Annotated in this window: 10 protein-coding genes; 5 read left to right on the forward strand and 5 right to left on the reverse strand. The window is 57.0% G+C overall.

Annotated elements, in window-relative coordinates; translation table 11 throughout:
- Positions 1–139: 139 nt before the first annotated feature.
- The gene (locus tag ACOTY9_RS02840; protein ID WP_164954945.1) at positions 140–658 is read left to right on the forward strand and encodes a GNAT family N-acetyltransferase; all 519 of its coding nucleotides are present in this window, start codon (positions 140–142) and stop codon (positions 656–658) included.
- Positions 655–1,104 (forward strand): DMT family transporter, encoded by a 450-nt coding sequence (locus tag ACOTY9_RS02845; protein WP_014883949.1) that lies wholly within the window; start codon positions 655–657, stop codon positions 1,102–1,104. Before ACOTY9_RS02840 ends, ACOTY9_RS02845 begins: the two co-directional genes overlap by 4 nt.
- Before the next feature lie 2 nt (positions 1,105–1,106).
- On the opposite strand, the gene ACOTY9_RS02850 is transcribed toward ACOTY9_RS02845, so the two are convergent.
- The gene (locus ACOTY9_RS02850) at positions 1,107–1,340 is read right to left on the reverse strand and encodes a YdcY family protein (RefSeq protein WP_063666470.1); all 234 of its coding nucleotides are present in this window, start codon (positions 1,338–1,340) and stop codon (positions 1,107–1,109) included.
- 101 nt (positions 1,341–1,441) lie between these two features.
- Positions 1,442–3,040 (reverse strand): ABC transporter substrate-binding protein, encoded by a 1,599-nt coding sequence (locus ACOTY9_RS02855; protein WP_047625847.1) that lies wholly within the window; start codon positions 3,038–3,040, stop codon positions 1,442–1,444.
- Between the two features lie 283 nt (positions 3,041–3,323).
- Here ACOTY9_RS02855 and ACOTY9_RS02860 point away from each other — a divergent pair, with 283 nt between their 5' ends.
- From ACOTY9_RS02860 to ACOTY9_RS02870, 3 genes are read left to right on the forward strand one after another with little or no spacing between them, the layout of a single operon-like run.
- Positions 3,324–4,658: an SrfA family protein gene (locus ACOTY9_RS02860; protein WP_045268205.1), complete on the forward strand. Its 1,335-nt coding sequence runs from the start codon at positions 3,324–3,326 to the stop codon at positions 4,656–4,658.
- A 4-nt stretch (positions 4,659–4,662) separates the two neighbouring features.
- On the forward strand, positions 4,663–7,644 hold the full coding sequence (locus ACOTY9_RS02865) for a virulence factor SrfB (RefSeq protein ID WP_023330500.1): 2,982 nt from the start codon (positions 4,663–4,665) through the stop codon (positions 7,642–7,644).
- The gene (locus ACOTY9_RS02870; protein WP_063666462.1) at positions 7,641–9,815 is read left to right on the forward strand and encodes a virulence factor SrfC family protein; all 2,175 of its coding nucleotides are present in this window, start codon (positions 7,641–7,643) and stop codon (positions 9,813–9,815) included. The genes ACOTY9_RS02865 and ACOTY9_RS02870 overlap by 4 nt, the downstream gene beginning before the upstream one ends.
- Positions 9,816–9,939: 124 nt before the next feature.
- Here the strand turns inward: ACOTY9_RS02870 and ACOTY9_RS02875 are convergent, their stop codons facing one another.
- The 3 genes from ACOTY9_RS02875 to patD all read right to left on the reverse strand — a co-directional run bounded on the left by ACOTY9_RS02875 (position 9,940) and on the right by patD (position 12,562).
- Entirely contained in the window at positions 9,940–10,695 is a 756-nt protein-coding gene (locus ACOTY9_RS02875) for an alpha/beta fold hydrolase (protein ID WP_045268207.1), read from the reverse strand.
- A gap of 86 nt (positions 10,696–10,781) precedes the next feature.
- Positions 10,782–10,955 carry a GhoT/OrtT family toxin gene (locus ACOTY9_RS02880; protein WP_014883956.1) on the reverse strand — a complete coding sequence of 58 codons (174 nt, stop codon included), beginning with the start codon at positions 10,953–10,955 and terminating at the stop codon, positions 10,782–10,784.
- 182 nt (positions 10,956–11,137) lie between these two features.
- A complete protein-coding gene (gene patD / locus ACOTY9_RS02885; RefSeq protein WP_014883957.1) occupies positions 11,138–12,562 on the reverse strand; it encodes an aminobutyraldehyde dehydrogenase in 1,425 nt (474 codons plus the stop codon).
- Positions 12,563–12,584 lie beyond the last annotated feature (22 nt).

Raw genomic sequence — 12,584 nt, forward strand, 5'->3', positions numbered from 1 at the left:
ACTATAGTGTATGAATGGCATTTCAATGGGGTTCTGATAACAAAAAATAGGGCTTATGGCGTAGCGCCCGGACGATGCAGTTGTGTAATATCGTATCTACAACGTAATACTATAGTGAACAACACACAGAGGGAACATCATGATCGTTCGTCATGCCTGCAAAGAAGACTGCGCTGCGATAGGAGAGATCTATAACCACGCGGTGCTGCACACTGCCGCGATCTGGAACGATAAAACCGTCGATACCAATAACCGTATCGCGTGGTTTGAGGCTCGTACACTTGCAGGCTATCCGGTTCTGGTGAGCGAGGAAAATGGTGTTATTACCGGATACGCCTCTTTCGGTGACTGGCGAGCCTTTGAGGGTTTCCGCCATACGGTAGAACATTCGGTCTATGTCCATCCGGATCATCAGGGCAAGGGGATTGGCCGCACGTTGATGAAAGCGCTGATTAACGAGGCCCGCACCCTCGGTAAACATGTGATGGTGGCCGGTATTGAAGCTCAAAATCAGGCCTCCATTCACCTTCATGAAACCCTCGGTTTCGTGACTACCGGACAAATGCCGCAGGTGGGAACCAAGTTTGGCCGGTGGCTGGACTTAATCTTTATGCAGCTGCAGCTTGACGAGCGCAGCGACCCGGACGCTATTCCATGAATCAATCACTGACGCTGGCATTTCTGGTGGCGGCGGGAATCGGTCTGGTGGTACAGAATACCTTGATGGTGCGCATCACCCAATCCTCCTCCACCATTCTGATCGCGATGCTGCTCAACTCGCTGGTCGGCATCGTGCTGTTTGTCAGCATTCTGCTGCTGAAACAGGGCGTCGCCGGGTTTAGCGAGCTGGCCGCAACGGTGCGCTGGTGGACGCTTATTCCGGGACTGCTGGGTTCGTTTTTCGTCTTTGCCAGTATCAGCGGATATCAGAACGTTGGCGCAGCGACCACCATCGCCGTACTGGTGGCCAGCCAGCTGATCGGTGGGCTGGTGATGGACGTTCTGAGAAGCCATGGCGTTCCACTCCGCGCCCTGGCAGGCCCGGTGTGCGGTGCGGTGATGCTGGTTGTCGGGGCCTGGCTGGTCGCACGACGCCAGTTTTGAGGCTACAGAATCGTGCCGCCTTTGGTCAGCTGTTCCTGCCGCGCGTCCATTTCTTCTTTATGATGCTTACCGTGATGCGAAATCGCGGTACGCAGACGCTGCTGCTGGGTATAGCGTTCTTCCCGGCTGAGTTCGGCATCATCGCTCAGTTCAATCAGCAGTTCGTTCATATGGGCAATCACGCTCTCGTCGATGGCGGCATCCACGCGGGCGATCACGTCGTTTAAATGTGACATTGTCACTCCTCCTCACGTGCCCGGTGGCGCTACGCTTACCGGGCCTACGGGTGCAAAATGTAGGCCGGGTAAGGGGTAGCCGCCACCCGGCAATAAAATGCTTAGTTCAGCTTCGCTTTTGAAAAATCACTGCCCATCAGGCTCACGCTGTACCCGGTCACGTTGCTGCGGGTCGCATAGAACGTTTTGCCGTTTGCCAGTGCGATCCACGGCGCCTGCTGGTAGAAAATCTCCTGCGCCTGGCCATAGAGCTTCGCACGCTCAGCCGGATTGCTGGTCAGCTTCGCTTTTTGTACCAGGGAATCATAATCTTTATCGCACCAGCGTGCGGCATTTGACCCGGTTTTAATGCTGTTGCAGCCCAGCAGCACATCGGCAAAGTTGTCCGGGTCACCGTTATCGGACATCCAGCCAAACAGTGCGGAATCATGTTCGCCTTTACGCATTCCGGAGAGATATTCGCCCCACTCGTAAGAGACGATTTTTGCCTTTACGCCCACCTTCGCCCAGTCGCTCTGGATCATCTCCGCAATGCGACGCGAGTTTGGGTTATACGGACGCTGAACCGGCATTGACCATAGCGTAACGTCTGCGCCCTTCTCCAGCCCGGCCTGCTTCAGCAGCGCTTTCGCTTTTTCCGGATCGTAGCTGTAATCCTTCAGCTCGTTATTAAAGCCCATCATATTGGGTGGGATCGGCGATTTTGCCACCGTCCCCGACCCCATAAAGACCGCGTTAACGATAGCCTTTTTGTCGGTCGCGTAGTTCAGCGCCTGGCGCACCAGCACGTTATCAAACGGTTTTTTCTCGGTGTTAAACGCCAGATAGCCGACGTTCAGCGCATCAACCGAGTGCAGCGTCAGGTCTTTGTTCTTCTTAATCACCTCAAACTGCACCGGAGACGGCGCGGGTATAATCTGGCATTCGTTGGTCTGCAGTTTCGCCAGACGCGTCTCCACATTTGGCGTGATGGAGAAGATCAGATGTTTGGTCGGCACCTCGCCATCCCAGTAGTTCGGATTAGCGACGTAGCGGATCAGTGAATCCACTTTGTACTGCTGCAGCACATAAGGACCGGTACCGATCGGCCAGGTGTCCACGTTTTCAGGCGTACCTTTTTTCAGCATCGCATCGGCGTATTCTGCGGAGAGAATCGAGGCAAAATCCATCCCCCAGTCGGCCAGGAACGCGGCGTTGGGTTCACTCAGGGTGAACTGAACGTGGTAATCGTCGACTTTTTTGACGTCCTGAATCAGCTTATCAAGACCCACGTCGTTAAAGTATTCATAGTTACCCTGGGACACGTTGTGGTACGGATGCTTAGGGTCTTTCTGACGCATAACCGAGAAAATAACGTCATCGGCGTTAAAGTCGCGGGTCGGCTTGAAGTATTTGTTGCTGTTGAACTTCACCCCTTTGCGCAGGGTAAAGGTATAGGTCTTACCGTCCGGTGAAATCGTCCAGGATTCCGCCAGCGACGGAACCGGCGTGTTTTTCACCGGGTCGAAATTGATCAGGCGGTTGTACAGTACCTGAGAACTGGCGACAAAAGAGGGGCCGGAACTGGCGATTTGCGGGTTGAACGACTCGGGTGACGCTTCAGAACAGTAAATTAAGGTGTCGTTGTTTGCCGCCCACGCGGCACCGGCTGGTAAAAGCGCGCTCAGCGCAAGGGCGAGCAGTGTTTTCCCTGTAGACATGGTTATAACCCTGACAGTTTTATTATATAGGACAGTAATAACAGCACAGCCGTTATGACCTGGCAAATAACGAAACACTATCAGGTTATTCTAAAGCCGCGTTTTTTGCTGGTTTTACGGTCAGCATCCGAAAAGATGATTTGCCTTAAGTGCCATTATCCGTCAAGCACAACCGTCACTTTCTATGCCGCAAGAAATCGGCCCTTTTAGCGTCTCTTCCTCCGTTTGTTTTCTTCCTCGTTTCGTTAAAGTAACGGCGTGAAGAAGTATATGGGATCAAATCGTGGCTAAAACTCTTTTACGCAGCGGTAACCTGGATGATTTTCAGGCCGTGGGCGGCGGCGGACAAGCCGTTTTTGAATCAGCGTTACAAATTCGGGAAGCGCTCCGGTTGCGCAAACAACAGGCTATCGTTGACTGTCTGGCGATTCCGCAGGTCAACGACAGCGGCGACCGCGTAGACTGGTACTCCCCGGTGGAGGGAAACGTCACCAGCTGGAAAGCGGCTGGTGAGGACGACCGCTATCGCGCCCTGCGCTATCTGGAAAACACCCTTGCGAGCGTAGAGTCGTTAAGCAAGAAATGCCTTCAGTCGCCGAAAACAGCGCAACAGCTCTTCGGCTCGCTGCTGTCGAAAGCATTTCAGTTCCCTGGGGAAAATTTCGTTTTTCTCGTCGACGGAAAACCGATCCTGTGCTTCTGGGGTTTTGTAAACCTGAATGAAAATGCGCGTGACGATGTCCTCGACTGCCTGCGTGAATCGCTGATCCCTGAGCCCGCCCCCGTTGTGATTGAAGATCCTGAACCCGAGCCCGAGCGGGTGCCCGAACCGGCCATCACCTTTGAAAAAGCTGACGAGCCGCTGATTGCCCCGGTCGCCGCGATACGGATTACGCCGGAAGACCTGTATGCGCCCGAGCCCGCACCGGTTGTTGCGCAACCTGCGCCTGAACCCGCGCCTGTCGTCATCACGAAGAAGCGTCGCGTTCCCCTTTGGACGCTGCCGGTCGCGGCGGTGATCGTTGCCGCTATTGCCGCCCCGCTGATGTGGCCAAAACCGGCCCCTTCTGCAGAGCCCGCGCCTGCGCCGGTCCCTGAGCCCGTGGCTATCGCCCCAAAACCGATCAAAGCCGTTGAGCCACTGGCGATGAATTTACCCCTGCATCAGGCTGAGGTGGTGGCGAGCAAAGAAAAAGAGCCTGAACCCGCTCCCGTGGTGATTGTCGCGATCCCGAAAGATGCCATGGTGATGGAGGCCGGTCAGGTGAAAGCCGGATCGACACGCTTCCTGAACGGTACCTGGCGCGCGATTCTCGACGTGAAAGACCCGGTCACCGGCAAGCCACCGTCAATGCGCTATCAAATCCAGAACAATAAAGGTTTCGCCCGCATAGTCCATGGCGACAATATTGTCTGCCGCGCGGAGATCTTCTCCGGGCTACACAGCAATGGTGAGCTGATGATCAAGAGTCGCGGCACGGCCCGCTGTACCGACGGTTCCCGCTACCCGATGCCGGAAGTCGCCTGTAAAGCCGGCACCAGCGATATCGCAGAATGTCGCGCCCGTTATGATGCCAACACCGTCGTCCCCCTGACGTTCAAGAAAGCAGGTGCCTGATCCTATGCTGGTAAATCTTTGCGACTATAAACAAAGCGTTACGCTTATTGCCAACAGCGGCGTGCAATTCCTCGATTTCGGGCTGACGCCGCAGGACACCGCCAGCCACGGGCGCTTCGTACGTAAAACCGCCAACGGCCCTCTTTTACGCCTCGATTTCGATCTGGTTAACGGGCGCTATACCGTGCCGGGAACGCACGGCGGCCAGCCTGAAGTGGTTAAACCGGAAACGACTATCCCGCTGCAGCAGTCCCTTGCGGTGCTGGACGGCGTCTGGCTTCCCGTCCCGTTCCTGCGTTTCAACCCGCCGCGCACCTTTGTGGAGGGGCCGGATAACTGGGCCCGCGTGCAGGTCCGCAAGCTCGACACCCCCGACACCGCAGGCAATACGCACCGCGTGACCCTCGCCCTCGACAGCCAGATTGCGGAACATGCCACCTCCGCGCTATCGCCGGTTGAAAACGATATTCTGAACGGCACCCGTTTCGCGCTGGCCTGGCGCGATAGCGAGGTTGAAAGCTTCCTCGACCAGACCTGGATTGACGGCTGGCTGCGTGAAGCATTTACCCAGTATGCTGACGGCGTTGAAAATCGTTCTGAACGTGACCTGCATCAGGCGATGCGCAGCTTTGAATATCAGGCCCACTGGCTTAACCTGCTGACCATGCTCGGTGAACAGCTCACCGTGCCGGAAGTGAAATTTGTTACCCATACCCTCAGTACGCCAGCGATTCCGGTCGACCTGATCCTCGACGTCGGTAACACTCACACCTGCGGCGTCATTATTGAAGACCACGGCGATGCGAACGATGGACTGCGGCAGACCGCCGAGTTACAGGTTCGTTCATTGAGCGAGCCGCAATTCCTCAATGAGCCTCTGTTTACCAGCCGTCTCGAGTTCTCCGAAGCACGCTTTGGCAAACAGCACTTCTCGGTTGAAAGTGGCCGCGAAGATGCGTTTGTCTGGCCGTCGATCGTTCGCGTGGGTGATGAAGCCCGCAAGCTGGCGATGCAGCGTCTGGGAACCGAAGGGAACAGCGGCATCTCCAGCCCGCGTCGCTATTTGTGGGATGAAACACCGGTGGTGCAGGACTGGCGCTTTAGTCAGATGAACGGCAAAACCCAGCGTGAGCCGCTTGCCACGGCGTTCCCACTGATGAACCTGATGAACGATGACGGTGAACCGCTGTTTACGTTGCCGCAGGACGAGCGACTGCCGGTCTTCTCGCCGCAGTACAGCCGCAGCACCCTGATGACGCATATGCTGTGCGAGCTGCTGGCGCAGGCGCTGGGTCAGATCAACAGCGTCGCCACCCGCCTGCGTCTGGGCTTCCCTGCCTCGCCACGCCAGCTGCGCACCCTGATCCTGACCCTGCCCTCGGCAATGCCAAAGCAGGAGCGCGAGATTTTCCGTCGCCGCATGTTCGAAGCCATCGCCATCGTCTGGAAAGCGATGGGCTGGCACCCGCAGGATGAGGATTTTGCCACCCGCAAACAGCAGGAAAAAAGCGTGGTGCCGGTCCCTGAAATCCAGATGGAGTGGGATGAGGCCAGCTGTGGTCAACTGGTCTGGCTGTATAACGAAGCGATCTCCCATTTTGGCGGCCAGACGGAAGCCTTCTTTGCCTCGCTCGCCCGCACGGATCGTGAGCCTGAGCCTGGTGTGCAGCCCGGCCGCGCATTGCGCGTCGCGTCTATCGACATCGGTGGCGGCACCACGGATATGGCGATCACCCATTATCAACTGGATGACGGCTCCGGTAATAACGTCAAAATCACGCCGCAGCTGCTGTTCCGCGAAGGGTTTAAAGTGGCGGGCGATGATACCCTTCTGGACGTGATTCAGCGCTACGTGCTGCCCGCCCTGCAAACGCAGCTGCAGAAATCCGGGATTGCGGACGCCTCGCTGCTCATGGCGTCGCTGTTCGGCGACTCCGGGCGTATTGATACCCAGGCCGTGCTGCGCCAGCAAACGGCGCTACAGCTCTTTATGCCGATTGGCCACGCCATTCTTGCCGCGTGGGAATCCAGCGACGTTGACGATCCGCTGGCTGGCCTGCATGCCACCTTTGGCGATCTTCTGCCGCAGAAACCAACCCGCAACGTCATGAATTATCTGCAGCAGGCGATTGATCATGCCCTGCCTGCGGGCTCAGAAGCGTTCGACCTTTTCGCCGTACCGCTGCACGTCAATTTCCGCGAGATGCAGGATGCGATGCTGGCCGGTCAGTTTACGCTGACCTCTCCGCTTCACGCAGTCTGTGAAGCGATTTCCCACTACAGCTGCGATATTCTGCTGATTACCGGTCGCCCTGGCTGCCTGCCAGGCGTTCAGGCGCTGATCCGTCACCTGCAGCCGGTGCCGGTCAATCGCATCGTCTGGCTGGATAAATACCAGGTACATGAGTGGTATCCGTTCAGTCAGCAGGGGCGCATTGGTAACCCTAAATCAACCGCCGCCGTGGGTGCCATGCTGTGCAGCCTGGCGCTCGACCTGCGTCTGCCGCGCTTCAACTTTAAAGCTGCGGACATTGGCGCGTATTCCACCGTGCGTTATCTCGGCGTGCTGGATAACACCGTTAATACCCTGCGTGAGGAAAACGTCTGGTATCAGGATATCGACCTCGATAAGCCGGGCGCAAAACTCGACGCACGCCTGCACTTCCCGCTACGCGGCAACGTCACCCTCGGCTTCCGCCAGCTGGCGAACGCACGCTGGCCTGCCACGCCGCTTTATACGCTCAGCATCAATTCGGCTGAACTGGCGAAAGCGATTGCCGGTGACGGCGTGCTGAACGTGCGGCTTAAGCTCTGCGGCGGCAGCAAGCAGGAAGGTCCTGAATCCTTTGAACTGAGCGATGCCTGGCTACAGGATGGCACACCGGTAGCGCCTGACGCCTTAACCTTCAAACTGAATACTCTGGCCGATCGCCGACACAGCGGTAGCCACTACTGGATCGACAGCGGGAGCGTATACCTGAAATGACAGCGACGACCACCACCACTCAGGCGTTAATCGGGTGGATTAATGAGACGCGCATGAATGCCCCTGTGCTGGACAACGATGCTGACGCCCTGCTTGCCCGCATCAACGCGGCGCAGGCACGAGAGCAGGCTATTGAGCGTGCCCTGACCCGCCAGAGCAGCATTGGACTTTACGGTCATTCGCAGAGCGCAAAAGCACACCTGCTGCTGTCGCTGTGCGGCAGCGGTAATGGACGGCTAAACGTTACGCCAGGCCAGCGCACCTTTGACTATTTTTCGCATATCAATCCGGGTCATGCCCTGACCAACATGGCCGTCCGCTTTACCCGGGAAAACCGGGAGGTGGTTGATGAGGCGTTTCCGCTACGTCTGAGTCTGATCACCGAGGCCGAGCTGGTACAGCTGTTTATTGCCCGCACGACGCTGCATCCGCAGATGCGCGCAGTGGATAAGGCGGTCATTGAGACCCGTCTTGAGAAATGGCGTGGCCTGCGTCAGCCGCAGGGCGTACCGGGTATCACGGCGCAGGAAGTGGGTGCCATCGCCCGCTTCTGGCAGTGCACAATACCCGCTGCGAAACAGCAAATTGATGATGCCCTGTGGTATGAGCTTGCCCAACTGGTGCCTTCACTTGATCTCAGCACCCGGGCAAGCGTCTGGTCGCTGCTGTGGGGTGAGCAACAGGAATTCACCCAACAGTGGCTGAAGCTCGCCCATGTTCTGCATCAGACCAGCCATGCCAGCGAGCTTGCTGCTCCGCTGAGTCTGCTGGTAGATAGCTTTGGCTTGCCGGGTGAAGGGTTCCTGACGCATGGCACCTTAACCCAGCAGGACGCACAGGAGACGCTGCTGCATCCGCTGAATAACGGCGACATGCTCAACGCCATCAGCCTCCCGGTTGACGTTCTGGCCTTCCTGACCCGCGAGCTGGTCCTGCCGGTTGAGAGTGGTGCGCTGGATAACGTTGATATCATTGATATTCCGGTCTTTGAAGACAGCAGTGCCGATCCGTTAGCGCAGGCAAAATGTCAGTGGCTGCTCGACCATTACCGCCAGCAGCTACAGCCTGACGTGCTGGTTATCTGCAATGCGACAGCGCAGCACGAGCAGACGGCCAAAAAAGCAAAAGTGTTAATGAACTGGGTCAAAGAGACGCAGCCTGCTGAAGAGTCTGCCCTGCCGGGGCTGGTGTGGGCGATTACCCCGCATGACGCCCGCTTTACCACCCGCCAGAATCTTGATGAAGCCGTACAGCATCTGCTCGGTAAACCGGGTTTACGCTGGGGCACGCTGCAGGCGCTGGATAGCCACAGCATGCAGCGCGTCATTGAGTGGTTGTCTCAGGCCACGCTCCCTGCGCAGCGGCAGAAGCGCCTTGGAACGCTGAAAAGCTTGCTTCGCCAGGAGCTTTCGGCGCTAATGCGCAGCTATCTCGCCCCGCTGGTTGAGGAACCGGCTACCCGACGCGCACAGGCCGAAAACATGGTGCGCACCCTGCAAAGCAGTGCCGCCCGTCACGGCGAGCTTCTTGAAGGATTGATGCCGCCGATGAAAGCGTTTGAAACGCTGCTCGCCGTCCAGCAACCGCGCGAGGAGCAGGTCAATGGGCTGTTTACGGATACCATTGATCTGTTTACCGATAACGCCCAGGAAAGTGCTGGTCAGTTCCAGACGAAGGACAAGGCGCGTCTGGCGCACAGAGTATGGATAAATCATCTGCGTCAGTGGAGCCGTAATGAGGCCACGGCCGCCCGTCTCGGTCTGGAACCCGCAGTATTACAGCAAATCGCGGATGTTCTGGTGGTCACCAGCTACCGGCTTAATCTGGCGCAACAGCTTCAGCGTATTGTCGAAGCGGATAAGAGCAGCGCCGCGCAACTGCACGCCGTGATGGGCAATTTCGTTGGCTGGCTGGGGTATGACCAAACGCCTTCAGCAGAGCGTCCGGCAAGCCGCATCCGCAAGGGACAGGCTATCTTCGTTACGCCCGTCGTCAGCAGCGCCGCGCCACGTCTGACGCGTCTGGCGGAACAGCCAGTCCATGCGGCCACCGCGTACGTTTACGACTGGCTGGTTGCCCTCTATAGCCGGGCGATAGAGAACATTGATTACCAGCATCCGCATGATATTCAACCTGACGCACGTCAGGCATTACGGGCTTTAATCATGTAGTTGCCATTCTTGCCGGGTGGCGCTGCGCTTACCCGGCCTACATTCCGCCGTAATATCAATACCTTGCACAATTCATCGTAGGCCCGTGCAAGCGTCGCGCCGCCGGGCGAAACTTTTGCGCACATCACTCCGTCATACACCCGGCTAACGTCTGAGCCAGTGCTGACGGATTTTCCCACGACATAGAATGCCCCGCCGCAGGGATAATTTTTACCTCAACGCCTTTCTGCTTCAGATTATCAACATCGTCGTCAGGCAGAGAATGTTCGCCGAAGATTAGCGTCACCGGGCACAAGAGCGACAGGAATTGCGTTTCCCATACCGGCATTACACCCTCAACCAGGCTCTTTGCTCCGCGCCAGACTGCATACGGCGCATTGCTTTGCAGACACCCCGCCCACGCTGAGGTTTCTGCGCTGAGCATGGCGTCATAACCCTGTTCCAGAAACTGCTGTTCGGTTTGCGCCGCAATCGAGCGGCTGAACATCCCACCACCCGCGTGAAAATTAGGTTCCGACACCATCAGTCCTTTAACACGCGTTCCCAGCATTGCCGCCGTTTCAATCGCGATACTGCCGCCCATGCTGTGGCCGTATAACCAGAAGGCATCCAATTCAAGGTGGTCAATCAGCTCTGCCACCACGCGGGCCTGGTCAGTCGTGCGGTAGCTGTAGTGCTCGGGTTTATCACTGTAACCGCTGCCGGGCAAATCAATGAGAATGGCCCGGCGTGCGCCAAACTGAAGGTCACGGACAACGCGGGGATATTCATAGGAAGAGGCACACCCCAGCCCGTGGATGAAGACCACGGGCTCGCCTGAGCCGGGCAAATCATGCCAGCGCACGGTGCAACCCGCCTGCTGCGAGTAAAAACTGTTCATAAGCACTCCTTTTACGATTCACTGTGTATTTATACAGTTATCGAATCAGGAATGCCATGTTCATCTGGAAAAAGTGGAAGCGTGCTTCAGAAAAGCGAGATCAGGAGCGCAACGGGGAAGCTCATCGGCCAGGTCGACCCCACCAGAAACGCGCTGAGCAGGCGGATGCGTTTGCGATCTTTTGAAAGGAACCAGGTAATTAATGCACAGATGGAAGCCATCACTGCGTAAAAAACCAACATCTTTTGATACAACGTCATTCTGTATACCAGAGCCGAAAAAATAACCGCACGCAATATGCGTCATATGTTGATACAGATCAAGTTTTTTCGTTACAGAATAACCACTTAAATATTATGGCTAATAACAATGGAGTAGCTTGCTTAACACGCAGGGCGAAGAAGGAGAATGCCCGGCCGCGCAAGCGGCCAGGCAGGATGGCTTAGTGTTTGATCATCACATGCCGGACGACCGTATAATCCTCAAGTCCGTACACCGACATATCTTTGCCGTAGCCGGATAACTTCATGCCGCCGTGCGGCATTTCGCTCACCAGCATAAAGTGGGTATTCACCCAGGTGCAGCCGTACTGCAACCGCGCACTCAGACGATGAGCACGGCCCACGTCTTTGGTCCAGACCGATGACGCCAGGCCATACTGTGAATCGTTCGCCCAGGCCAGCACCTGCGCTTCATCGTCAAATTCAGTGACGCTCACCACCGGCCCAAACACTTCGCGCTGAACAATGGCATCGTCCTGTTTTGCCCCCGCCAGCAGGGTCGGCTGGAAGTAGTAGCCAGCCCCCTCCTTTTTGCTTCCGCCCGTCACAACGCTGATATGACCGAGCGCTTTCGCCTGATCGACAGCCTGACAGACGCGTGAAAGGTGAGCGGCCGAGCTTAGCGGCCCCAGTTCGGTAGCGGCATCTTCCGGCGCCCCCATTTTGAGGCTGGCGACCGCAGCACCCAGCTTTTCAACCAGCGCAGGATATATGCCTTTCTGGGCATAAATGCGGCAGGCCGCCGTACAGTCCTGCCCGGCATTGTAGAAACCAAACGTTCGCACCCCTTCGACAACCGCGTCCAGGTCAGCATCATCAAAAACGATTACCGGAGCCTTACCGCCCAGCTCCATGTGGGTGCGCTTAATGGAGGACGCCGTATGGCCGATGATATGCTCGCCGGTGGCAATTGAACCGGTCAGCGACACCATGCGGACTTTGTCATGCCCGGTGAGCGGATCGCCAACCGTCTTACCGCGACCAAATAACACGTTCACAACGCCTGCCGGGAAGATATCTTTCGCCAGTTCTCCCAGTTTTAACGCCGTCAGCGGCGTGATTTCAGAGGGTTTTATCACCACGCAGTTACCGGCAGCCAGCGCGGGTGCCAGCTTCCATGCTGCCATCATCAGCGGGTAGTTCCACGGCGCAATCGATGCAACTACCCCCACCGGATCACGGCGGATCATCGAGGTGTGCCCCTCAAGGTATTCACCTGCGGCCAGACCGTTCAGGCAGCGGGCCGCCCCGGCGAAGAAACGAAACACGTCGACCACCGCCGGAATTTCATCCCCCAGAGCACAGTGGAGCGGCTTCCCGCAGTTGAGCGATTCAAGCCTGGCAAATTCTTCACCCTGCGCCTCAATGGCGTCAGCCAGTTTCAGCAGACATTCCGCACGCGCTTTGGGCGTGGTCTGCCCCCAGTCGATAAAAGCCCGATCGGCGGCCTGAACAGCCGCGTCAACTTGCGCGACAGAGGCTTCAGCAATCTCCAGCAGTACTTCTCCGGTGGCCGGGTTATATACCGGCTGTTTTTCGCCTTGTCCGGCGACCAGTTCACCCTTTATCAGCAGATGTGTTTGCATAGCATTGTCCTGTTCAAATCAA

It is taken from the genome of Enterobacter cloacae complex sp. SHL012 (genome assembly GCF_049237505.1).
In the GTDB taxonomy this organism is placed as follows: domain Bacteria; phylum Pseudomonadota; class Gammaproteobacteria; order Enterobacterales; family Enterobacteriaceae; genus Enterobacter; species Enterobacter kobei.